At 67.1% G+C, this 23,576-nt stretch carries 17 protein-coding genes and 2 pseudogenes; 6 read left to right on the top strand and 13 right to left on the bottom strand.

All coding sequences use genetic code 11. The features are described 5' to 3' along the window. Positions 1 to 11: 11 nt before the first annotated feature. Positions 12 to 1,208, bottom strand: a complete 1,197-nt coding sequence (locus AB4Y67_RS12950; RefSeq protein ID WP_441406184.1) for a cytochrome P450 — start codon at positions 1,206 to 1,208, stop codon at positions 12 to 14. Positions 1,209 to 1,311: 103 nt separating this feature from the next. Between AB4Y67_RS12950 and AB4Y67_RS12945 the strand changes: the two genes are divergently transcribed. Further along, positions 1,312 to 2,253 (top strand): LysR substrate-binding domain-containing protein, encoded by a 942-nt coding sequence (locus tag AB4Y67_RS12945; RefSeq protein WP_441406183.1) that lies wholly within the window; start codon positions 1,312 to 1,314, stop codon positions 2,251 to 2,253. On the opposite strand, the gene AB4Y67_RS12940 is transcribed toward AB4Y67_RS12945, so the two are convergent. From AB4Y67_RS12940 to AB4Y67_RS12905, 8 genes and pseudogenes are all read right to left on the bottom strand, one after another. Next, on the bottom strand, positions 2,241 to 3,746 hold the full coding sequence (locus AB4Y67_RS12940) for an NAD-dependent succinate-semialdehyde dehydrogenase (RefSeq protein ID WP_441406182.1): 1,506 nt from the start codon (positions 3,744 to 3,746) through the stop codon (positions 2,241 to 2,243). The two genes, AB4Y67_RS12945 and AB4Y67_RS12940, sit on opposite strands and share 13 nt — an antisense overlap. Before the next feature lie 43 nt (positions 3,747 to 3,789). Beyond that, positions 3,790 to 4,620, bottom strand: a complete 831-nt coding sequence (locus AB4Y67_RS12935; RefSeq protein ID WP_441406181.1) for an HpcH/HpaI aldolase family protein — start codon at positions 4,618 to 4,620, stop codon at positions 3,790 to 3,792. Next, positions 4,605 to 5,390: a 2-oxo-hept-4-ene-1,7-dioate hydratase gene (gene hpaH, locus AB4Y67_RS12930; RefSeq protein WP_441406180.1), complete on the bottom strand. Its 786-nt coding sequence runs from the start codon at positions 5,388 to 5,390 to the stop codon at positions 4,605 to 4,607. Before hpaH ends, AB4Y67_RS12935 begins: the two co-directional genes overlap by 16 nt. A gap of 2 nt (positions 5,391 to 5,392) precedes the next feature. Beyond that, positions 5,393 to 6,469 carry a 3,4-dihydroxyphenylacetate 2,3-dioxygenase gene (hpaD, locus tag AB4Y67_RS12925; protein WP_441406179.1) on the bottom strand — a complete coding sequence of 359 codons (1,077 nt, stop codon included), beginning with the start codon at positions 6,467 to 6,469 and terminating at the stop codon, positions 5,393 to 5,395. Positions 6,470 to 6,521: 52 nt separating this feature from the next. After that, positions 6,522 to 8,036 (bottom strand): 5-carboxymethyl-2-hydroxymuconate semialdehyde dehydrogenase, encoded by a 1,515-nt coding sequence (gene hpaE, locus AB4Y67_RS12920; RefSeq protein ID WP_441406178.1) that lies wholly within the window; start codon positions 8,034 to 8,036, stop codon positions 6,522 to 6,524. A 10-nt stretch (positions 8,037 to 8,046) separates the two neighbouring features. Beyond that, positions 8,047 to 8,739 (bottom strand): GntR family transcriptional regulator, encoded by a 693-nt coding sequence (locus tag AB4Y67_RS12915; RefSeq protein ID WP_441406177.1) that lies wholly within the window; start codon positions 8,737 to 8,739, stop codon positions 8,047 to 8,049. Beyond that, a complete protein-coding gene (locus tag AB4Y67_RS12910; RefSeq protein WP_441406176.1) occupies positions 8,732 to 10,237 on the bottom strand; it encodes a fumarylacetoacetate hydrolase family protein in 1,506 nt (501 codons plus the stop codon). Before AB4Y67_RS12910 ends, AB4Y67_RS12915 begins: the two co-directional genes overlap by 8 nt. A gap of 125 nt (positions 10,238 to 10,362) precedes the next feature. Next, positions 10,363 to 10,476 (bottom strand): annotated as a pseudogene (locus tag AB4Y67_RS12905) (ArsR family transcriptional regulator); the annotation flags it as partial. Between the two features lie 130 nt (positions 10,477 to 10,606). Between AB4Y67_RS12905 and AB4Y67_RS12900 the strand changes: the two are divergent. Both AB4Y67_RS12900 and betT read left to right on the top strand, forming a co-directional pair. Next, entirely contained in the window at positions 10,607 to 12,517 is a 1,911-nt protein-coding gene (locus AB4Y67_RS12900) for an FAD-binding monooxygenase (protein ID WP_441406175.1), read from the top strand. Positions 12,518 to 12,621: 104 nt separating this feature from the next. Continuing rightward, entirely contained in the window at positions 12,622 to 14,919 is a 2,298-nt protein-coding gene (betT, locus tag AB4Y67_RS12895; protein WP_441406174.1) for a choline BCCT transporter BetT, read from the top strand. Between the two features lie 18 nt (positions 14,920 to 14,937). Here the strand turns inward: betT and AB4Y67_RS12890 are convergent, their stop codons facing one another. Together AB4Y67_RS12890 and AB4Y67_RS12885 are read right to left on the bottom strand one after the other, a co-directional pair. After that, positions 14,938 to 15,810: a prephenate dehydratase gene (locus AB4Y67_RS12890; protein WP_441406173.1), complete on the bottom strand. Its 873-nt coding sequence runs from the start codon at positions 15,808 to 15,810 to the stop codon at positions 14,938 to 14,940. A 190-nt stretch (positions 15,811 to 16,000) separates the two neighbouring features. After that, positions 16,001 to 17,410: an aldehyde dehydrogenase family protein gene (locus tag AB4Y67_RS12885; RefSeq protein WP_441406172.1), complete on the bottom strand. Its 1,410-nt coding sequence runs from the start codon at positions 17,408 to 17,410 to the stop codon at positions 16,001 to 16,003. A gap of 302 nt (positions 17,411 to 17,712) precedes the next feature. Between AB4Y67_RS12885 and AB4Y67_RS12880 the strand changes: the two are divergent. Beyond that, positions 17,713 to 19,179 (top strand): annotated as a pseudogene (locus AB4Y67_RS12880) (APC family permease); the annotation flags it as partial. Positions 19,180 to 19,275: 96 nt separating this feature from the next. Here the strand turns inward: AB4Y67_RS12880 and AB4Y67_RS12875 are convergent. Both AB4Y67_RS12875 and AB4Y67_RS12870 read right to left on the bottom strand, forming a co-directional pair. Next, entirely contained in the window at positions 19,276 to 20,253 is a 978-nt protein-coding gene (locus AB4Y67_RS12875) for a helix-turn-helix domain-containing protein (protein WP_441406265.1), read from the bottom strand. Positions 20,254 to 20,389: 136 nt separating this feature from the next. Further along, positions 20,390 to 20,980 (bottom strand): TetR/AcrR family transcriptional regulator, encoded by a 591-nt coding sequence (locus tag AB4Y67_RS12870; protein WP_441406171.1) that lies wholly within the window; start codon positions 20,978 to 20,980, stop codon positions 20,390 to 20,392. A 121-nt stretch (positions 20,981 to 21,101) separates the two neighbouring features. Here AB4Y67_RS12870 and AB4Y67_RS12865 point away from each other — a divergent pair, with 121 nt between their 5' ends. Both AB4Y67_RS12865 and AB4Y67_RS12860 read left to right on the top strand, forming a co-directional pair. Further along, positions 21,102 to 23,024, top strand: coding sequence for a primary-amine oxidase (locus AB4Y67_RS12865; protein ID WP_441406170.1), 1,923 nt, complete (start codon positions 21,102 to 21,104; stop codon positions 23,022 to 23,024). 75 nt (positions 23,025 to 23,099) lie between these two features. After that, complete coding sequence (locus AB4Y67_RS12860) at positions 23,100 to 23,519, top strand: hypothetical protein (protein ID WP_441406169.1); 420 nt, start codon at positions 23,100 to 23,102, stop codon at positions 23,517 to 23,519. Positions 23,520 to 23,576: the final 57 nt, after the last annotated feature.

Here is a 23,576-nt window from a genome sequence, read left to right as displayed (position 1 = left end):
TTAGGTTCTTTCTATTTGTCCCAGCAAACGGGGAGGATTGTCATGCCCCGGAAAACCCAGCCGGAGTCCACAGCAGTCTGATCAGGGTCCAGGCGAAGGTTTTTCAGCCTGGAGAACAGGTGGGGGAGAGCGACGGCCGCCACGGATGCGCGAGCCACCCAAGTGCCGGCACAAAAATGGTTTCCACCGCCGAAGGCCAGGTGCGGCTTCTTTTCGCGGTTGATGGCGAACGCGTCGGGGTCGGCAAAGATGGCCGGATCCCGGTTGGCCGCGCCGATCACCACACCAAGCCGGGCGCCCTTGGGCAAGGTGATCCCGCCCAGGACGGTTTCCCTGGTTGTTTCCCGGGGATACATGCCGATCGGCGCAACCCAGCGGACGGCCTCCTCGAAGACGGCCGGAAAGAGCGTCGGGTCGGCTTTGACCAGGCCAAGTTGGGCGGGGTCGCGCAGCAGCGCCCACACGGCGACGCCGAGGACGTCGCGGGGCTCGTTTAGGCCGCCGCCGATGGTCATCTTCATGTTGGCGCGGATCGCCTCGAGTGGTATGGGCATGGAGGCAAGTCCGGAGAGAAGGCTGCCGTCCGGATGCCGCAGCAGGTACGGCAGGATCTCGTCGATCGCGTCGTCAACCTCGTCGTAGGACTTTTTGGATGCGGCCCAGACCTCGGGGTCGTCGGCGTAGTTCCCGGTGCCGTTGATCATCGTCTGGGACCAGCGCTGCATGTCTTCCTGGCTTGCATTGTGGAAGCCCATGATCAGCCGCAGGTTCTCGGCGGCGTAGGGCGCCGCGTATTCGGTGATCAGGTCGGCGCCGGGACCCGCAGCTTCGAGGCGTGCGAGGTAAGTTTCGCTGTTCTGTTCGAAGATTGCATTCCATTTTTCCTTGATGGCCTTCGGGCGCAGCACGGAGCCATAGGATTTGCGGTCCACATCATGCTCCGGATCGTCCTTCCGCAGCATGGAGTGGCCCATGGCCCGCTTCATCAGGGACCCGGTCTCGTTGGCGGAAAACGTCTCCTGGTCATTCTCGATGAGGTGGCAGGCGTCGTAGCTGGTCACCATGAAGCGGCCAACTTCCGGCACCCAATGTACCGGGGCCTCCTCCCGCATCTTTTGATAGATGGGAAAGGGGTCCCGGTGCAGATCGGCGAGGGTGACCCAGTCGGCTATGGGGGCGGTCTTTGCCAGCGCGGTGTCCAACGTCATTGTGGCTCCTGTCAGTTTTGGTTTCCTCCACTGTGGCAGGCGTCATAACCACTGGTAAAGTTCGAAGAAATGCCCATTATCAACGGAAAAATTGAGGAATCGAATGGCGCGCTATACCCTCCGGCAGCTGGCGCAGTTTGTTGCGGTGGCCGATGCAGGGGCAATTTCAGCCGCGGCGCTGAAACTCCACCTCTCGCAGGGCGCTGTGAACGCTTCCGTGACGGAGCTCGAGAAGATCTTCAAGGTGCAACTGCTGGTCCGCCGCAAAGCGCACGGCGTATCGCTGACGCCGGCAGGGAAACACCTCTATGGTCGCGCCAGGCTGCTCTTGGCGGACGCCGAGGAACTGGAGCTGAGCGCGTCCAGCGGCGGGCTGGAACTGGCTGGTCCGCTGGTCATCGGCTGCTACCTCACGCTCGCCCCGACGGTACTGCCGCCGTTGCTTGAGGGGTTTATGCGCGAGCACCCCCTGGTGGAGCTGTCGTCCGTGGAAGGGACGCAGACCGGCCTGCTGGAGCGGCTGTTCGACGGCGGGCTCGACCTGGCCGTCGTCTACGAAACGGATCTGCCGGCCGGGCTGGCCGAGGTGGAGCTGTACAGGACAAGCGCCTACGCGCTGCTGCCTGCCGGGCACCGTCTGGCGGAGATGTCCGAAGTTTCCCTGAGGGATCTGGCCCCCGAGCCGATGGTGCTGCTGGACGCGCCGCCCAGCAGCCACCACAGTATCTCGCTGTTTGAACGTGCCGGGGTGGAACCGAACGTCCGCTATCGCACCACCGACTTTGAGGTCACCCGTTCGCTCGTCGGCCGCGGCCTCGGTTATTCCGTGCTGGTGCAACACCCTGCTGTTGATGCCAGCTATGAGGGGCTTGCCGTGGTGAGCAAGCCCCTCGTTCCGGCGGTGAAGCCGCTGTCCGTGCGTATCGTCTGGCCCGAGGCAGTCCGCCTGACCGACCGCGCGCAGGCCATGGTCGACTTCGCCGCAGGCTATGCCTGGCAATCCGCCAGGCGCACCGCGGCCGGTCCCCCGCCTCAGCCAGCGTAGGGATCGGCGATGCCGATGTATTGGGTGGTGGTGTATTCGGCGATGCCTTCGGTGCCGCCTTCGCGGCCGAGGCCGGATTGTTTGACGCCGCCGAAGGGTGCGGCGGCGTTGGAGATGACGCCGGCGTTGAAGCCCACCATGCCGAATTCGATCTGTTCTGCTACGCGTAGGAGCCGGTTGAAGTCGCGGCTATAGAGGTACGAGGCGAGGCCATACTCGGTGCTGTTGGCGAGGCGGATGGCGTCCTCTTCCGTGCTGAACGTGGTCACCGGCGCGACGGGTCCGAAGATTTCCTGGCCGAGGATGGCGGCGTCGTTCGGCACGCCGCCGAGCACAGTGGGCGGGTAGAAGTAGCCGGGGCCGTCCACGGGGGCGCCGCCCGTGACGGCGGTGGCTCCGGCGTCGACGGCGGCGGCCACCAGGGCGTGCACGTCGTCGCGGGCGGCTGCGTCGATGAGCGGGCCCACCTGGGTGCCGGGTTCGGTGCCGCGGCCGGTGGTCAGGGCGGCCATCGCGGCGGCGAACTTGGCGGTGAACTCCTGCGCGACGGATTCCTGGACGAGGAAGCGGTTCGCGGCGGTGCAGGCTTCGCCCATGTTGCGCATTTTGGCGGCCATGGCCCCGTCTACGGCTTTATCCAGGTCGGCGTCCTCGAAAACGATGAACGGTGCGTTCCCGCCGAGTTCCATGGAGGTCCGGAGGACGTTTTGTGCGGCGTCGGCCATGAGGCGTTTGCCCACCGGGGTGGAGCCGGTGAAGGAGATTTTCCGCAGCCGCGGGTCGGCCAGCAGGGGCCCTGAGATCCCGGAGGCGCTGGAGGAGGCGACGACGTTCAGCACACCGGCGGGCAGACCGGCGTCGAGCATGGTCTGGGCGAAGTACTGCGCGGTCAGCGGGGTGAGCTTGGCCGGTTTCAGGACCATGGTGCAGCCGGCCGCGATAGCGGGGGCGACCTTGCGGGTGGCCATGGCCAGCGGGAAGTTCCACGGGGTGATCAGCAGGCACGGGCCGACCGGTTTGTGCTGGACGAGGATCTTGTTCTTGCCCTCGGGTGTGGTGAGGTAGCGGCCGTAGTCGCGGACGGTTTCCTCGGCGAACCAGCGCAGGAATTCGGCCCCATAAGTAACCTCGCCACGGGCCTCAGCCAGTGGCTTGCCCATTTCCAGGGTCATCAGCAGCGCGAAGTCTTCGGCCCGTTCGGTGACCAGGTCGAAGGCCCGGCGCAGGATTTCGGCCCGCACCCGGGGAGCGGTCCGGGCCCAGGACGACTGAACAGCGTCGGCCGCGTCCAGGGCGGCGACCGCATCCTGGCTGGTGGCGGAGGCGAGCGAGGCGAGGACCTTCCCGGTGGCGGGGTCGTGCACGTCGAACGTGCCGCCGTCGGACGCGTCCCGCCAGAGCCCGCCGATCAACAGCCCGGTGGGCACGGAGGCGAGGACGGAGGCTTCCCGGTCAGGGGAAATGGCAGGGGAGAGTGCGGGTGCAACGCTCATCAAGGAAATCCTTTAGGGGTCAGGGGCAGTGTCTGTGTCGGTGTCAGTAACTGGCGGGGGTGCCGTCGCCGGCGGCCTTGGCCGCGGCCGGCCGGACGTATTCGGCGGCGAGGGCCTCGGAGCCCCGGGCCAGCAGGGCGACGTCGGCTCCCACCAGGATGAAGTCGGCGCCGTTCTCGAGGTAGTGGCGTGCGGTGGCGGGGTTGAAGGCGTTCACACCGGCGGGTTTACCGGCCGCCCTGGCCGCGGAGAGGCAGCGTTCGACGGCGGCACGCACCTCCGGGTGTTCCTGCTGGCCCAGCAGGCCCAGGGAGGCTGCGAGGTCGGAGGGGCCCAGGAAGATCGCGTCCACGCCGTCGACCGCCAGGATGTCCGTGACCGCGTCCACGGCCGCCGCGGATTCAATCTGGACGGTCAGGCTGATCGTCTCGGAGGCCCGGGACAGGTAGTCCGGGACCCGGTTCCAGCGGGCGGCGCGGGCCAGCGCCGAGCCGACTCCGCGGACCCCCTGCGGCGGGTAGCGGGTGGCGGCGACGGCGGCCTCGGCCTCGGCCGCCGAGTTGACCATCGGGATCAGCAGGTTCTGCACGCCCAGGTCCAGGTACTGCTTGATCACGACGGTGTCGTTGACCGGCGGCCGGACCAGTGTGTGGACCGGGTAGCCGTGGATGGCCTGGAGCTGGGCGAGGATGGATTCGAGCCCGTTGGGGCTGTGCTCGGCGTCCACCAGGAGCCAGTCCAGCCCGGAACCGGCGCAGAGTTCGGCGATGAGCGGGCTGCCGGAGCACACCCACATCCCGGCCAGCGGCCGGTATGCCGCGCCGTCCTCATTGGCCAGGGCGTCCCGGAAGGTGTTTTCTAGTCGAAGCGGCATGTGACAACTCCCAGGGGTCCGTAGTCCGCGTGGACGGTGTCGCCCTTGTAGACCCACAGCGGGCGGGTGAAGGACCCGGCGAGGATGATGTCCCCGGCCTTCATGGCGTCCCCGTGGGCGGCGATCTTGTTCGCCAGCCAGTGCACACCGTTGGCCGGGTGGTCCAGCACGCCCGCGGCGACGCCGGTCTCCTCCACGGTCTGGTTCTTGTACAGGATGGCCGAGACCCAGCGGAGGTCCACGGCGTCGGGTTTGACCGGGCGGCCGCCGATGACCATGGCGCCCATCGCCGCGTTGTCGGAGATGGTGTCCACGATGGTCCGGCCCTCCATCTCGATCCTGGAGTCCAGGATCTCCAGGGCCGGCACCACGTAGTCGGTCGCGTTCAGCACATCGAAGATGGTGCAGCCGGGTCCGGACAGGTCCTTCTTCAGCACGAACGCCAGCTCCACCTCCACCCGCGGATGCGTGTACCGGTCCCACTCCACCGAGCAGCCCGTCTCGAGTACCATGTCATCGAAAATGGCGCCGTAGTCCGGTTCGGTGATGCCGGTGGCGGCCTGCATGGCCTTGGACGTGAGGCCGATCTTGCGACCCACCAGGGTCCGGCCCGACTCCTCGTTCCGGGTCCGCCACAACTGCTGGACCGCGTAGGAGTCCTCCACCGTCATGTCCGGGTAGCGGGCCGTCAGGCGGGGGACCGGGGTGCGGGTCCGGGCCGCTTCCAGCAGTTCGTCGGCGATGGCCTCGATCGTCTTGGCATCCAGCATGGCTACAGCTGCGCCCCGAGCTTGAAACCCTCAGCCTCAGAGCCTTCCTTGCGGGTGTAGGAGAATCCGTCGGCCCCCACGGTCACGGCCATTTCTGAGGCGTCGGTGCGTTCGATGACGGGCTGCGGGTTCCCGTCGAGGTCCAGGACCAGGGAGGCCTCGGTGTACCAGGACGGGACCACGGGGTTGCCCCACCAGTCGCGGCGCTGGTTGTCGTGCACGTCCCAGGTGATGGTGGGGTTGTCCGGGTCGCCGGTGTAGTAGTCCTGCGTGTAGATCTCCACGCGGTGGCCGTCCGGGTCCAGGATGTAGAGGTAGAAGGCGTTGGAGACGCCGTGCCGGCCGGGGCCGCGTTCGATCCGGTCGCTGATCCGCAGGGCACCCATCTTGTCGCAGATCTGGATGATGTTGTGCTTCTCGTGGGTGGCAAACGCGACGTGGTGCATGCGCGGGCCGTTGCCGCCGGTCAAGGCGGTGTCGTGCACGGTCTGCTTGCGGTGCATCCATGCGGCGTACGTGACGCCGTCGGAGTCCTGGATGTCTTCGGAGACGCGGAAGCCGAGGTCCTCGAGGTATTTGCGGCCGCGCGGGACGTCCGGGGTGACCTGGTTGAAGTGGTCCAGCCGGACCAGCTCGCCGGCGGAGTAGAGGTCGTAGCGCTGGGTGAGGCGTTCCACGTGCTCCACCTCGTAGAAGAACTCGTACGGGAAGCCCAGCGGGTCCTCGACGCGGACGGCGTCGCCGATGCCCTTGGTGAAGCCGTCCTTGCGGCGCTCGGTGCGGCAGCCCAGTTCCTTGTAGTACGCCTCGGCGGCGTCCACTTCTGCGGGGGACTTCACCCGGTAGGCGAAGGCCGCGACGGCGGCGATGGGGCCCTTGCGGAGCACCAGGTTGTGGTGGATGAACTCCTCGAGTGAGCGCAGGTAGATGGCGTTCTCGTCTTCCTCGGTGACATGCAGGCCCAGGAGGTCCACGTAGAAGGCGCGGGACTTGGCGAGATCGGTGACCACGATCTCCATGTAGGCGCAGCGGACGATGTCCGGCGCGGGAACGGTGGGGGTGGGAACGAAGTTGGTCATGGGATTCTCTCTTCTTTGAAAGGGGTTCTGGGGTGGCGCTGGCCGGAAGGGCTCAGGCGCCGAATTTGGGGGTGTGGACGGTGCCGAGGGTGATGTGCACGGCCTGCTGGTCGGTGTAGAAGTCGATGGAGCGGTAGCCGCCCTCGTGGCCGAGGCCGGAGGCCTTGACGCCGCCGAACGGGGTGCGGAGGTCGCGGACGTTGTGGCTGTTGAGCCACACCATGCCGGCCTCGACGTTCTGGGAGAAGTTGTGGGCGCGGGTCAGGTTCTGGGTCCAGATGTAAGCGGCAAGCCCGTATTTGGTGTTGTTCGCCAGGGCGAGGGCCTCGTCGTCGGTGTCGAACGGGGTGATCGCGACGACGGGCCCGAAGATCTCCTCCTGAAAGATCCGCGCGTCCGGGGCGACGTCGGCGAACACGGTCGGGGCGATGTAGTTGCCCTCGGGCAGGTGGTCCGGACGGCCGCCGCCGGCGAGCAGCCGGCCCTCGGACTTGCCGATCTCCACGTAGGAGGCCACCTTGGCGTAGTGCTCCGGGTGGACCAGCGCGCCGACCTCGGTCTTCGGGTCGTGCGGGTCGCCGACCACGATSTTCTTKGCGCGGGCGGCGTACTTYTCGCAGAAYTCSTCRTASAYGGCRCGYTCSACSAGGATSCGGGAGCCGGCGGTGCAGCGYTCGCCGTTGAGCGAGAAGACRCCGAACAGKGCGGAGTCGATCGCGGCGTCGAGGTCGGCGTCGGCGAACACGACGCACGGGGACTTGCCGCCGAGCTCCATGGACAGGCCCTTGAGGTTGGCCGCGGCGTTCCGGAAGATCGTCTGGCCCGTGGTGGTCTCACCGGTGAAGGAGATCAGCGGGACATCTGGGTGCTTCACCAGCGCGTCGCCGGCTTCCTCGCCCAGTCCGTTGACCAGGTTGAAGACGCCGTCGGGCAGGCCGGCGTCCTTGAAAATCTGTGCCCACAGCGACGCGGAGAGCGGCGTGAATTCGGCCGGCTTCAGCACCACCGTGTTGCCGGTAGCCAGCGCCGGGGCGAGCTTCCAGGACTCCAGCATGAACGGCGTGTTCCACGGCGTGATGAGGCCCGCGACGCCGATCGGCTTGCGGTTGACGTAGTTGATCTGGGCGCCGGGGACCTTCATGGCGTCGTCGAACTGGGCGACGATCAGGTCCGCGAAGAAGCGGAAGTTCTCGGCCGCGCGCAGCGCCTGGCCCTTGGCCTGGGTGATGGGCAGGCCCGTATCGAAGGTCTCCAGCTCCGCGAGCCGTGCTTCCTGGGCCTCCACGGCGTCGGCGATCCTGTTCAGCACGCGGGCGCGTTCGCGGGGCTTCATCTTCGGCCAAGGCCCGTTGACGAAGGCCTCGCGGGCGGCGGCGACGGCGAGGTCGATGTCCTCTTTCTGGCCGGCGGCGGCGGTGGCGTAGTTCTGGTTGGACACAGGGTCCAGGACGTCGAAGGTCTTTCCGCCCACGGAGTCAACGAATTCGCCGTTGATGTAGTGCTGGATATGGGTGGGCAGGTCCTGCGGAACGTAGTGGGTGGTGGCTTGTTCGGCGGTGAACGTCATGGTGGTTTCCTTAGTCGTTGCTGGCTGCGGTGGACGCCTGGGCGAGGTAGGCGTCCAACGTGGCGGACCGGTGGACCCGGGCCGCCTTTTCGATGGTGTCGGCGTCGGCGCCGGACTCAATGAGCTGCAGCAGGGCCTCGTGCTCGTCCACCGACTCGTAGGCGCGGCCGGGGACAAAACGGAAGGTGGAGGACCGCAGCCCGGCGAGCCGGTTCCACCCCCGGTGCACGAGGTCCAGGATGTGCGGGTTGGGGCAGTGTTCAAACAGGACGTTGTGGAAGTCCTGGTTGAGCTGGGTGAACCTGTCGGGGTCGAAGTCCTGCAGGCATTTGCGCATCTCCTCGTTCACGGCGCGTGCCCGGGCAATGTCCGTCCCGCCGATCAGCGGTGAGGACAGCGCCGTGGCGGCACCCTCCACGATGCTCAGGGTCTGCATGGTGTACAGGTACTCAGTGGGATCGATGCCCGCCACGGTGGCCCCAATGTTGCGTTCAAACTTCACCAGTCCCTCGGCTTCGAGCCTGCGGATGGCTTCCCGGACCGGGACCACGCTGAAGCCGAGGTCGGTCGCGATCTTGGCCAGGACCAGCCGGTATCCCGGAGTGAAGGCCCCCTCTACGATTTTGGCCTTCACTGCGGCGTAGGCCTGCTCGGACTTGCTGCTTGCGGCGGGCGCACCGGCTGCGAGAGTGGCTTTAGGCATGGGATTTGCCTGCTTCCCATTCCGCAAACCGGGCCCGCCAGGACGCATTCAGGGGGTAGAGACCGTCAACGCTGTGACCCTGCTGCACCATTTCCGCGATGAAGACCTCCTCGCGTTCCTGCGCGATGGAATCGTCGGCGAGCTCGTCGGCCAGCGCCGGCGGGATCACCAGGATGCCGTCCGAGTCCGCCACGATGATGTCGCCGGGCTGCACGGTGGTTCCGCCGCAGGCGATGGTGATGTCCGTGTCCCACGGGATGTGGCGGCGGCCCAGTACGGCAGGGTGAGGGTTGGAGTAATACGTGGGCATATCCATGGCGGCCACGGCGGAGAAATCACGGACGCCGCCGTCGGTGATGATGGCCGCGGCGCCGCGGACCTGGGCGCGCAGTGCCAGGATGTCCCCGATGGTGCCGGTGCCTTTCTCGCCGCGGGCCTCCATCACTAGGATTTCGCCCTCGTTGACCGAGTCGATGGCCTGCTTCTGGGCATTGAAGCCGCCGCCGTGGGTCTTGAAGAGGTCCTCGCGGTTGGGGACGTAACGCAGTGTCCGGGCCAGACCCACCACCCGCTTCTCCGGGCGGGTCGCGGACAACCCGTCGATGCTGACGTTGTTCAGGCCRCGCTTGCGCAGCTGGGATGACAGGGTGGCGGTGCAGACGCTTTCCAGCTTCGCCTTCAGTTCCGGGGTCAGGACATGCCCGACGGCGGCGCCTTCCGCGGCGCCGAGTCCGGCGGCTTCGCGCGATCCGTAGGCCTCTTCCCGCTGCACGTCATCGGTCTTGGGCCGGGCACCATAGTCGGCGAACGGCGTCGTGCCTTCCACCACTCTGGTGGTGAGTCGACCGGTGCTGACGGCGCCGCCGCCCACCTCATCGTCAGTGCTGACTTCGACCTCGACGACGTCGCCCGGCTTGGCCACGGAGGCGCCGGCCGGGGTGCCCGTGAGGATGATGTCCCCCGCTTCGAGCGTGAGCAGCTGGGACAGGTCCGCGACGAGCCGGGCGAACGGGAAGAGCAGGTCGCTCGTGGTGTCGTCCTGGACCAGTTCACCGTTGTGCCAGCTGCGGATCCGGAGTCCGGCGGGGTCCACGGTGTCAGCGCCGATGAGCCCCGGGCCGATCGGCGTGAAGCCGTCGCCGCCCTTGGACCGGAGGTTGGACCCCTTGTCCGCGTAGCGCAGATCGTAGACGCCGAGGTCGTTGCTGGCGGTGACCCACTCGACATGGCTCCATGCTTCCGCGATGCCGACGCGGCGGGCGCGCGTGCCGATGATCAGGGCAATCTCGCCCTCGTAGCCCAGCAGTTCGCAGCCGGCCGGGCGTTCCACCGTGGACGGGGCTTCCGCGGAACCGGACGCCAAGGAGGAGGGCGGCTTCAGGAAGTAGGACGGCTGTTCCGGCGTGCGGCCGCGCTGGGCCGCCCTGCTGGGGTAGTTGATGTGCACCGCGATGACCTTGCGGGCCGCGGCCAGAATGCGGTCGGTGACCTGTTCCAAGTGCTACTCCTCATCGAGTACGAAATCGTATACGATAACTATGCACTCTCCGGAGAGATCCGTCAAGAACCTTTCCCGGCCCCTGCGGCTAGTGTAGCTGCTCGCTGATTTGCCGCGCGGCTTCCAAGGAGGGCGGTGATGCCCAGCTGGTTGGCGAGGGTTGTCAGTTCCGGAAGCGCCGCCGTCTGCAGGTCGCGGGCCACGCCGCGGGCCAGTGTGGCCAGGCCACTATGGGGGCGTCACAAAAAATCTTGCGCTTGCCCTTGGCCCCACCTATAGTCAATGCTGTAATTCGATATTAGAACATGTATTTCTATTATCGAACAACCGAAGCAACGGCACCTAGCCACAACGAAGTGAGGACAGCCCGTGCATTTCCACCATCACGGATACGTATCCGGTGACCCGCGCGTCCAGCCGGCTGCCGGCGTCGGCATCAACCGCCCTACCCAGCTTCCTGACGAGGTCGACGTGCTCATTGTGGGCACCGGGCCCGCGGGCATGCTCACGGCCGCGCAGCTGTCCCAGTTCCCGGGCATCACGACGCGGATCGTGGAGCGCCGTGGCGGCAGGCTCGCCATCGGCCAGGCCGACGGCATCCAGGCCCGCAGTGTCGAGACGTTCCAGGCCTTCGGCTTCGCGGAGCGGATCATCGCCGAGGCGTACCGGATCACCGAGATGGCCTTCTGGAAGCCGGACCCCGCGGACCCCTCCCGGATCGTCCGCAGCGCCCGCGCCGTCGACGACACGACGGGCATCAGCGAATTCCCGCATCTGATCGTCAACCAGGCCCGCGTGCTGGACTACTTCGGCGAATTCATGGCGAACTCGCCCAGCCGCATGGCGCCCGACTACGGCTTCGAGTTCCGCAGCCTCGAAATCGGCGAGGGGGAGTACCCCGTCGCCGTCACACTCCTCCACACCGCCGGCCCGGATGAGGGCCGGGAGCGCATCGTCCACGCCAAGTATGTCGTCGGCGCGGACGGTGCCCGGAGCAAGGTGCGGGAGTCGATCGGCTGCACGCTCGCCGGCGACCAGGCCAACCACGCCTGGGGCGTCATGGATGTCCTGGCCGTGACGGACTTCCCGGACATCCGCACCAAGTGCGCGATCCAGTCCGGCACGGGCGGCAGCATCCTGCTGATTCCGCGCGAAGGCGGCCATCTCTTCCGTATGTACGTCGACCTCGGCGAAGTCGATCCGAAGGACAACGGCGCCGTCCGCAGCACCACAATCGAGCAGATCATCGGCAAGGCGAACGCGATCCTCCACCCCTACACGCTCGACGTGCGCAACGTCGCCTGGCACAGCGTGTACGAGGTGGGCCACCGCCTCACCGATCGGTTCGACGACGTCCTCCCGGAGGACCGCGGCACGCGCACCCCGCGTGTGTTCATCACCGGCGACGCCTGCCACACGCACAGCGCGAAGGCGGGCCAGGGCATGAACGTCTCCATGCAGGACGGCTTCAACCTGGGCTGGAAGCTCGGACACGTCCTGGAGGGCCGCAGCCCGGAAAGCCTGCTGGCAACGTACTCGGCCGAGCGCCAGGTCATCGCGAAGAACCTCATCGACTTCGACAAGGAGTGGTCGACGCTGATGGCGAAGAAGCCTGAAGAGTTCGAAAGCCCCTCCGAACTCGAGGACTTCTACGTCAGCACCGCCGAATTCCCGGCCGGCTTCATGACCCAGTACGCCCCCTCCATGCTCATCGGCGGGACTGCGCACCAGGACCTCGCCGCCGGCTTCACCATCGGCAAGCGCTTCAAATCCGCGCCCGTGGTGCGGGTCTGCGACACCAACCCCCTGCAGCTCGGCCACCAGGCCATGGCGGACGGCCGGTGGCGCATCTACGTCTTCGCCGACGCTGCCGCGCCGGGACAACAGGCTGGCGCGCCGTCGCCGACCGCGGACCTGGCCGCGTGGCTGGCAGACGCCACGGACTCGCCGCTCGCCGCCACACCCGAAGGCGCCGACCGTGACGCGTGGTTCGACGTGAAGGTGATCTACCAGCAGGACCACACCAGCGTGGACATCGGCGCCGTGCCGTCGGTGTTCAAGCCGCAGGTGGGGCCGTTCAAGCTCAACTACCTCGAGAAGGTCTACGCCACCGATCCGTCGGCGGACATCTTCGAGCTGCGCGGCATCGACCGCGGCGGCGTGGTGGTTGTGGTGCGCCCGGACCAGTATGTGGCCAACGTCCTGCCCCTGACGGCGACGGCGGAGCTCGCCGCGTTCTTCGCGCCGCTCCTGCAGGCCCGGAAACCGGTGGAGGCATGACGCCGGAAAGGGGCGTCTGGTGCCTGAGATCAAGGGAGGACGCCGCCTGCTGAGATCCCGCTGACCCGGCCCCGATTTCAGGCCGCGGAGTAACATGGGATTCCATGGCTGAAGAAGAAATCGTGCGGCGTGTTGCAAACGGACAATCGAATGCACCGATCCCACGAAGTCAGCTGGGGGGCACGGACCGCAAGCGCGGCGGCCAGGATTCCGAGAACCGGCCGCCGGTTTCCAGGCAGGAATTGAGCCGCGGGCCGGCCGAACTCATCGAGGAGCCGCGGCCGAAGATCAACTGGCGGGTGTTTATCATCGCGTCGGTCGTCATCATCGCTTTTTCCGTCTGGGCGATGGTGGTGCCCACCCACGCGCAGGCCACCATGAAGACAGTCGTGGCCTGGATCGCGGAAAACGTCGGCTGGTTCTACGTCCTGACCGTCACCGTGGTGATCGTCTTTGTGCTCTGGGTTGCGCTGTCCAAGGAAGGCTCGGTCCGGTTGGGCCCGGACCACTCCCGGCCGCAGTACAAGCTCTTCACCTGGGTGGCCATGCTGTTCGCCGCCGGTGTGGGCATCGACATGCTCTTCTACTCCGTCACGGGACCCATCACGCAGTACATGATGCCGCCGGTGGGCGAAGGCCAGACGGCGGCGTCGGCCCAGGACGCCGTGGTGTGGACCATGTTCCACTACGGCGTGGCCGGCTGGGCCATGTATGCGCTCCTTGGCATGGCGATGGGATATTTCGCTTACCGCTGGGGCATGCCGCTGTCCATCCGGGCGGCGTTGTATCCGCTGCTCGGCAAGCGCGTCCGTGGCGGCGTCGGCGACGCGATCGACATCGTCACCCTGGTGGGCACGGTCTTCGGTGTGGCCACGTCCATGGGCATCGGGGTGGTGCTGCTGAACGTCGGCTTTGCGTTGATCTTTGGCCTGCAGCAGGGGCTGGCCCTCCAGATCGCGCTGGTGCTCGTCGCCGTCGTCCTGACCATCGCGGCGTGCACGTCCGGCGTCGACCGGGGGATCCGCTGGATCTCCGAGCTGAACATCTGGAGTGCGGCGGCCATGCTGCTGTACATCCTGGTGACCGGGCAGACCTCGTTCCTGCTTAACTCCATGGTGGAGAACATCGGCCGGTTCCTGTTCACCCTGCCCGACCGCACCCTGCAGACCTTCGCGTACGAGGACGGCGGTTCGGAATGGATGGCCAGCTGGACCCTGTTCTTCTGGGCTTTCTGGCTGGCCTGGGGGCCGTTCGTCGGCCTGTTCCTGGCACGCATCTCCCGCGGCCGGACGCTGCGGGAGTTCGTGATTGCGGCCATCACCGCCCCGGTGCTGTGCGACTTCCTGATTGTGAGCATCTTCGGCAACAGTGCCATGCACGAGGTCCTGAACGGCAACACGGAATTCGCCCAGCTGGCCATGGACAGCCCGGAACAGGGCTGGTACGCGCTGCTGGCCATGTTCCCCGGCGCCGGATTCCTCATCGGCCTGGGCACGCTCTCCGGCCTCTTGTTCTATCTCACCAGTGCCAATTCCGGCGCCATGGTGATGTCCAATTTCTCGTCGTCCATCCCGGATCCGTCCCAGGACGGTGCCAAATGGCTGCGCATCTTCTGGGCGGTCCTCACCGCACTGCTGGCCATCGCGATGCTTGTAGCCGGCGGTGTGACAACCATGGAGTACGCCACCCTCATCTTCGCCCTGCCCGTGACGATCATCGCCTGGCTGGTGATGGCGTCGTTCTCCAAGGCACTGCGGATGGAGCGGGCCGAGCGCGAAGGCCAGGTCCTGCGCCGGCAGGCAACGGCGGCGCACGGCGGCCACGTACCCGAACGCACGTGGCGCCAGCGGCTCGCCGGGATGCGCTCCTATCCGTCCAAGAAGCAGGTGGCGCTGTTCATGGAAAAGACTGCGCAACCGGCGCTGGCTGACGTGCTCAAGGAGTTCACCAAGCAGGGCTATCAGGCCACCCTGGACATCGTTCCGAACGAGCAGACCGGGATCTCCAGCTACGCACTGGTGGTCACGATCCCGGACCACCGCGACTTCCACTACCAAATCCAGGCCGTGGAGGCTCCCGTGCCGATGTTCGGCGGCCGGATGTCCCGCGAAACCGACGTCTACTACCGGGTGGAAGTGTTCGCCCAGACCGGCTCCGAGGGGTACGACCTGATGGGCGTGACCCACCAGCAGATCATCGACGACGTCCTGGACCGGTACGAGGCGCACCTGGGCTTCCTGACTTACTCCACCCAGCATGACTACGCCTCGGTGCTGACCCCGCCGGTGCCGCCGGCCACGGGATCCATCGTGGCGATTGAATCGGTGGCGGCTGACGCTGCCGCGAGTGACGGTGACGGCGATGGTGACGGCGACGGTGGAGGCCAGGGCGGCAAACCGTAGCGCGGCGCGGGTGCGCCCTTAGTTGCCGGCCGGCTGCCCGGTCCGCTCCTGCCCCATCCGGTATTCGGCGGCGGGGTAAACGCCCAGGATGCGCACCTCGGTGGTGAAGAACTCCAACTCCTCCAGCGCCAGCCGCAAGGGCAGGTCCTGCGGGTGCCCTTCGACGTCGGCCATGAACATGGTGGCAGCAAACTCGTTGCCCACCATGTAGCTTTCCAGCCTGGTCATGTTCACGCCGTTCGTGGCGAAGCCGCCCAGCGCCTTGAAGAGTGCGGACGGGACGTTCCTGACCCGGAACAGCAGGCTGGTCACGGCCGGTCCCGGCAACTCCTTGCGGGACAACAGGTCCTTTTCCGGGGCCAGGACCACGAACCGGGTGGTGTTGGACGGATCATCCTCCACCCGCGAGGCCAGCACCTCCAGGCCGTAAATCCGAGCCGCGAGCGGGGGAGCGAGGGACAGCTTGGCCGGATCGTTCCACTCCCGCACTTCCCGGGCGGAACCTGCGGTATCCCCGGCAATGACAGGCTTCAGGCCGGCACTGCGGATCAGCTTGCGGCACTGGCCCAGGGCATGGATGTGGCTGTGGACCTCGGTGGCCCCCTCGATGGTGCTGCCGGGGATGCCCATCAGGTCGAAATGGATCGGCAGGAAGTACTCGCCCACGATCTGCAGACGGGACTGCGGCAGCAGGATGTGGATGTCAGCCACCCGCCCCGCGATCGAGTTCTCGATGGGAATCATGGCCAGGGCGGCCTCACCCGTGGAGACCAGTTCCAGAGCGTCCTCGAAGCTGGCGCAGGGAACGCTTTCCAGGTCGGGAAACATCTGCGCGCACGCAATATTGGAGTTGGCGCCGGGCTCACCCTGGTACGCAATCTTCTGGGCCATAGTCCGTATGGTGTCAGGGCCGGTGCCCAGCCGCCCAACTGCGGAGCATTAGTATCGCCATTCGGGCAGTGGCCCCGTTGGCGGCGGCCCGGAGGCCCAGGGCGACTGCGGCGGAAATCGTGTCCCGACGCTCGCGGAGGGCGGGGCCTGCCGCCCCCGCCCTCCGCCGTCGATCTGTCCGCGCCTGGACTCAGCCGTTGATGACCTGCGGGACACCGAGGGCCTTGAGGCCGTCGACGCCGAATTCCAGGCCGTAGCCGGACTGCTTGGCTCCGCCGAAGGGGATCCGCGGGTCCACGGCGCCGTGTTTGTTGATCCAGACGGTGCCGGCTTCGAGGCAGGCCGCCACCTTCCGGGCGCCTGCCGCGTCGGAGGACCAGACGGAGGCGCCGAGGCCGACGTCGAGCGCGTTCGCCATGATGACCGCCTCGTCCACGGTGCCGTAGCGGATGATCGGCAGGGCGGGACCGAACTGTTCCTCACACACGAGCGGATTGTCGTTGCCGATGTCGGCCACGAGCGTGGCGGGGTAGAAGTGCCCGGGCTGGTCCGGAGCCGGGTTGCCGCCGAGAAGGATCCGGGCACCCGATTCGCGGGCGGCCTCCACCAGCCGGGCCACGACGTCGAACTGCTGGCGGTTCTGCAGCGGGCCGAGGACGTTGTTCTCGTCGAGGCCGTTACCCATCGGCATGGCGGCAGCGACCCTGGTGAGTTCTTCGCACACGGCGTCGTAAATGTCGGTGTGGACGTAGAGGCGCTTGAGCGCCGCGCACGTCTGGCCGGTGTTGATGAAGGCGCCCCAGAACAGGCCCTCGGCGATGGCCTTCGGGTCGGCGTCGGGAAGCACGATGCCGGCGTCGTTGCCGCCGAGTTCCAGGGTGAGGCGTTTGACGGTGTCCGCGGAGGATTTGATGATGGCCTTGCCGGTGGCGGTGGAGCCGGTGAACATCACCTTTCCGATTCCGGGGTGTCCGGCGAGGGCTTCGCCGACGTCGCGGCCGCCGCTGACCACGGTCAGGAGGCCGTCCGGGAGCTCTTCGTTGAGGACCTTGGCGAGGGCCAGGACGGACAACGGGGTGTATTCGGAGGGCTTGACCACCACGGCGTTGCCCATCCGGAGGGCCGGGGCGATCTGCCAGACGGTGATCATCATGGGCCAGTTCCAGGGCCCGATCGCGCCGACGACGCCGATGGGCCGGTAGTGGAGTTCGGCGCGCGTTTCGCCGTCGTCCACTACGGTATCGGGGTCCAGCGGGGTGCCGGCAGCGGCGCGCAGCCAGGCGGCACAGGCGCCGACTTCGAACCGGGCATTGGGGCCGTTGAGGGGCTTGCCCTGTTCGCGGGAGAGCAGTTGGGCGAGCTCTTCGGCGGAGCGTTCGACGGCGTCCGCAGCCTTCAGGAGCGCGGCCGACCGGGCGTCGTGGCCCAGCGCCGCCCACGCCGGCTGGGCGGCTTCGGCGGCGGCGATGGCCTGCTCGAGGTCTTCGACAGTGTGGACCGGCGCCTCGCCGACCGGCTCCCCGGTGGCGGGGTCGAGGATGGTCCGGCCCTGGCCGGTGGCGGGGGCAACTGAGGCCAGAAGAGCGTCGTAAGTTTCCATGGTGCACTCCACATCGAGTAGTTGAAGAAGGGGCAGGTGCGGCGCAGGATGGTTCCAGAGCGGCCGAACTGACATCTCCGAGTCTCTCCCGGCGACGGGCACGCGGTCTTGTCTTTGCGCGAACTGCAGTTGACTCCGTGCGAAGGGTTGCTGGGGCCCGGGCTCCATTGCGCTGTGGGACAAGAACCGGTCGCTGATCGACAAAAAAGTGACGTGGGCCACCTGTCAAGCTGGTTTGCACGGTGCCATTCACCTTTACGGGCGCACCTTTCCCCACACTCATGACCGTTAAGAAGGATCCGATGAGTATTTCAAATTCCGAGTCCCGGACCGCAGAAGCCACCCCCCGCAAGGAGCACTCCACCGCGCTACGCGCAGGCAGCGTCGGAGTCATGGGTATTCTCTTCTTTGTCCTGTCCGCCCAGGCGCCGCTGACCGGGATCGTCGGCGCATCACCGCTGGCTGCCGCCCTCGGCAACGGGCCCGGCGCGCCCGGGGCGTACCTGGTGGTGGGCATCGTCATCATGATCTTCGCCGTCGGATTCGTCGCGATGAGCCGCAGGATCCAGGCCAACGGCGCCTTTTACGCTTACGTAACCGCCGCCTTCGGGCGGAAGATCGGAGCAGGAGCTGCGTGGCTGGCGCTCCTCGCATACAGTACCGTCCAGGCCGCCATGTACGGTCTGTACGGCGCGGCCTTCTCGGGCCTCCTCGCGTCCGCCGGAATCGTGGTGCCCTGGTGGCTGCTGGCCATGATCACCATGGCCGGGGTGCAGGTGCTGGGATCCCTCAATATCGAACTCGGGGCGCGGGTTCTGGCGATTCTGGTGGGTCTGGAAGTCGCCATCCTGTTGATGTTCGGTTTCACCGTTCTGCTGCACGGCGGAGGCCCGGAAGGGCTCAGCCTGGCGGCGTCCTTCTCGCCCCAGGCGATCGCCACCGGCGCCCCGGGCGTGGCCATCATGTTCGCGGTCGCGTCCATGTTCGGCTTCGAGTCCACGGCCATTTACTCGGCCGAGGCCAAGGATGCCCACCGCACGGTGGCCCGCGCAACGTACCTGTCGGTGGGGGTCATCGCGGTGTTCTTCTCCTTCATTTCCTGGATGCTGGTCAGCTACTACGGACCCTCGCACGTGATGGACGCCGCGGGCGCGGCCCTCGATTCGGGCGATTCCACCGCCTTCGTGCTGACGCCGATGGTGGAACTGTTCGGCCCGTGGGCCGGAACGGTCACCGGCATCCTGCTGGTGACGTCCCTTCTCGCCGGCATCATCGCATTCCACAACGGCATCAACCGCTACCTCCATTCGCTGGCCCTGCGGGGGTCGATGCCCGCAGTCCTGGCACGGACCAACCGGCACCGGGCCCCCGCGGTCGCCGCGCGGATCCAGACTGCCCTCGCGTTCCTGCTGGTGGCGCCGTTCGCCGTGATGACCCTGGATCCTGTCCTGACGCTCTTTTCCTGGTTCAGCGGCCTGGCCGTGGCGGCGCTCCTGGTGCTGTACATGCTGTCGTCCCTGGCGGTGGTGGCCTACTTCCGCCGGGAACGCGTGGCCGGCCAGGTCTGGCAGACGGCCGTGGCGCCGGTGCTGGCCACCGTGCTGCTTGGCTGGGTCCTGTTCCTGGTGGTCAGCAACTTCACGGCGCTGATCGGCGGCAGTACCGAAACGGCCGTGGGGCTGCTGATCGCCGTACCTGTGGTCTTCGCGGCCGGCGTGCTGGTGGAGTTCGGCGTCGAACGGAAGGCGGCGGTGGCAGCCGCAGCGGCGGCGCCGGAGGGATCCGGCGCCGCCCGTCCGCGTATCAGTCAGAATGTCAGCCCGCTGGCGTCCCGGCCGGCGGATTGTGTCGGCGGTGGGCGCAGGTCAAGCGGAAGCGCCGCGGCGCCAGTCGCTGGGGGAATCGCCGAAGGCGTCACGGAAGGAGCGGCTGAAGTGGGCCGCGTCGAGGAAGCCCCAGCGCCCGGCGACGGCGCCCACCGGCAGCCCGGCCAGGAGCGGATCCCGCAGCTCCCGGCGCGCCCCCTCCAGCCGCTGGGTCCTGATCCAGCTCGCCACCGTGGCGCCGGATTCGTGGAAGACGTTATGCAGGTGCCGGGTGGAGATGAAATGGGCGGCCGCGATGGAAGCCGGCGACAGCAGCGGGTCGGCGAGGTTGGCGTCGATGTACTCCCGCACGGAGGCCGCCAGCAGGGCCTGCGGACGCATCCGGTCGGGGGACATGTCCAGTTCCGAATGCAGCATCGTGGAGACGAGATCGAGGGCATTCGTGGCGAGGCGGGACCCGCTGGGGCCGCTCAGCGCATCCAGGTTCCCCGCGAGGTGGGCGATGAACGGCCCGACGATCGCGGCGAGGCCGGCGCCAGCCGCCATCCGCGTGGCCGAAAGCTGCGCGATGCAGTCCGGCGGCAGGGACAGCGCATCCCAGGGAAACATCACCACCATGAGCCGGGCGTCACCCTCGAAGGCAAGCGTGTAGGGGCGGCTGGTGTCATAGATGGAAAGGTCGCCGGGGCGCAGGAGGGCTTCACGGTTGTCCTGGATGAGGAGCCCCGTGCCCTGCAGCTGGAGATTGAGCTTGAAATACCGCTGGTTGGACTGCGCAATCAGTGCCGGCGTGCGGTGGACCTCATGGCTCGTCGAGGAGACCTCGACGAGTGCCACGCGGTCCAGCCTGCGGGCCCGCATGCGTCCGCGGAAGGTCTCCGCATTCCGGCTTGAGGCCGCCAGCGGAACGAACGATTCCGCGACGAGGTGCCGCCAGTGGTCGAAGGATTCTGCCGTGCTGGTGCGGATGTCCTGTGCGGCGGGACTGGGCGAGGGGCGGACTGCAACTGCGGTCATCGAAGATCCTGACGCCGTCGTATTTCTGGGACTGTCCTCTAGGAATGTGTCCTGGGGCACAGTCCTTTCAGAGTAGCGTCGCAGCTCGCCGGTGTCATCTTTTTTCGACAACCGGCGAAAAAAGATTGTCCGGGACCTAGCCGGACAGCAGGGTGAGGAAGCCCTCCAGCTGCTCGTTCAGCCCGAGCTCCACCTGGCCCTCCGGTGCAAGCGCCGCCGCGATCTGCGCGCCGAGGAGGAGGTTGAGCAGCTGACCTGCGAGTGCGGCGTCGTTGACGCCGGTGGTGACGGTGCCGGCCTCCCGCGCCTCGGCAAGGTACTGCCGCATCGCCGCAAGCCACTGCGCCATCGAGTCCCGGTGGATCCGCGCCTTGCCGGGGTCGTTGATGGCCTTCTGCCAGAACGGGATGACAATCCGGGCCTCGTTGATCCGCTCCTCATCCAGGGGCAGCACCTCGACGCAGAATGCCCGCAGGGCCGGGAGCCCGGCCTGCCCGGCGGTGACCTCGGCGATGCGCTCGTTGGTGCGGTTGAAGACATGCCCGAAGGCGAAGGTCAGCAGGTCATCCTTGGTGGGGAAGTACGGCTTGAGTGCCCCGTTCGCAAAACCGGCCTCGAGGGCGATCTCCCGCATGGTGGCACTTTCGATCCCGAGCCGGGCGATGATCCGCCATGTGGCGTCGACGAGTTCGAGCCGCCGCTGGTCGTGGTCGACAATCTTTGGCACCGGACAGTTCCCCAATTTTCTTGCGTCGGACTCTTGTGGCACAGCTTACATTTCCGTATTCTCTACAACTATAGAAAATAAAGTTCCGACCCGCCAGGGTCCCCGAACGAAGGCCGTCATAATGACCGCACAAACCGACAACCGCACCTCGATTAGCCCGTACAGCCTGGCCGCAGACGCGGAAATCACTGCAGTCCAGGGCATCCTGCGGGCGGCGGGCCTGCTGGGCGAGACCAAGCGCATAGCGTACCTGGGTCTGGTGGACCCCGCCAGGAACGCGCCGGCGGGAACCGAAGACCGCCGGTTCCGGGTCTTCCTGCACGATGTGCGCGGGGGAAAGCCCGCTGACGTGACCGTCTCGCTGTCCAGCGGCGCGGTGATTTCCGCTGTCGAGCTGGACACGGCTGTGACCGGCGAGCTGCCGGTTCTGGAGGAGGAGTTCGAAGTTGTCGAGGCGCTCCTGGCCACGGACGAGCGGTGGCTCAAGGCGCTCGCCGCCCGCGGCCTTGACGTCAGCAAGGTCCGCGTCGCCCCGCTGTCTGCCGGAGTGTTCGAGTATCCGGAGGAAAAGGGCCGCCGGATTCTCCGCGGCCTGGCGTTCGTGCAGGATTTCCCCGAGGACAGCGCCTGGGCCCACCCCGTGGACGGTCTGGTGGCGTACGTCGACGTCGTCAGCAAGGAAGTCACGCAGGTGCTGGACACCGGCGTCGTCCCGGTACCCGCGGAGCACGGCAACTACACCGATCCGGAGCTCACCGGCCCGTTGCGCACCACGCAAAAGCCCATCAGCATCACCCAGCCGGAGGGTCCCAGCTTCAGCGTCACGGGCGGGAACCACGTCGAGTGGGAAAAGTGGAGCGTCGACGTCGGCTTCGACGTCCGCGAAGGCGTGGTGCTGCACAATATTGCGTTCCAGGACGGCGACAGGAAACGGAGCATCATTAACCGGGCCTCCATCGCCGAAATGGTGGTTCCCTACGGGGATCCCTCGCCGATCCGGTCCTGGCAGAACTACTTTGATACCGGTGAATACCTCGTGGGCCAGTACGCCAACTCCCTGGAACTGGGCTGCGACTGCCTCGGCGAGATCACGTACCTCAGCCCCGTCATCAGCGACGCGTTCGGCAACCCCCGGGAGATCCGCAACGGCATCTGCATGCACGAGGAGGACTGGGGAATCCTGGCCAAGCACATCGACCTCTGGACGGGCATCAACTACACCCGCCGCAACCGCCGCCTGGTGATCTCCTTCTTCACCACCATCGGCAACTACGACTACGGCTTCTACTGGTACCTCTACCTCGACGGCACCATCGAGTTCGAGGCCAAGGCCACCGGCGTCGTCTTCACCTCCGCCTTCCCGGAGGGCGGCTCGGCAAACATCTCCCAGCTCGCCCCGGGCCTGGGCGCCCCCTTCCACCAGCATCTGTTCAGTGCCCGCCTGGACATGGCCATTGACGGCTTCGCCAACCGGGTGGAAGAGGAAGACGTGGTCCGGCAGGCCATGGGCGCAGGCAACGAACGCGGCAACGCCTTCACCCGTAAGCGCACCGTACTCTCCAGGGAGTCCGAGGGCGTCCGTGAGGCCGACGCCGGAAGCGGCCGGACCTGGGTCATCTCCAACCCGCAATCCCTCAACCGCCTGGGCGAGCCCGTGGGCTACAAGCTCCACTCCGGGAACCAGCCCACACTGCTGGCTGCGCCGGAGTCCTCCATCGCCAGGCGCGCCGCTTTCGCCACGAAGGACCTGTGGGTCACCCGGTACGCCGACGACGAGCGGTACCCCACCGGCGACTTCGTGAACCAGCATTCCGGTGGGGCGGGTCTGCCGGCCTACGTTGCCCAGGACCGCGAGATTGATGGCCAGGACATCGTCGTGTGGCACACCTTCGGCCTGACCCACTTCCCCCGTCCCGAAGACTGGCCCATCATGCCGGTGGACACGGTCGGCTTCAAGCTCCGGCCCGAGGGATTCTTTGACCGCAGCCCCGTGCTGGATGTGCCCGCGAGTGCACAGCCGGCCGGCGGCCACTGCCACGGCTAGTCCGGCCGCCGTGAGTTCCGCAGCGAGCCGGGCCGCCGGGACGGCGTCGTCTTCCATTCCCGGATCTGCGCCGCAGTGACGGCGGCGTCGTGCCTCGCGCACCTGTGGCTTGTCGCCGGGAACCAGCACGGGACATGGCTGAACCTGCTCATGCTTGCCATGGTGGCGGTGTGCGTGCCGTGTGCCGTTCATATCTGGCGCCACGGGCGAATCAGATCCCTTCGCCAGGTCATGGCCTCGGCGCTGGTGATGACCGGGGTGCATGCGCTCCTGCTCCTCGGCACCGGTCCCGGGGCATCTGGCCACACTAACCATGGCGGCACTGCTGCGGCAGCCGGGGCGGCAACTTCGGGCGCCGGCATGCTGCTGGCGGTCATCGCACTGGAAATGACGACGGCGTTGTTCGCCGCGACGCTCCTGGCCCGGCTCCGGCGGCGCTCCTGCACCGGGGGTGTTCGCGCCGCAGGTGAGGCCGTGCCGGCTTACCTGTCATGAGGGGTCCCGAACTCCAGGACCACACGGGCTGACTGCCGGGATCATGGCGACGCTCCC

The organism is Arthrobacter sp. YAF17 (genome assembly GCF_052113365.1).
Classification (GTDB): domain Bacteria; phylum Actinomycetota; class Actinomycetes; order Actinomycetales; family Micrococcaceae; genus Arthrobacter.
The sequence above is the reverse complement of the archived record's forward strand: the minus strand, read 5'-3'. Positions and strand labels throughout refer to the sequence as shown.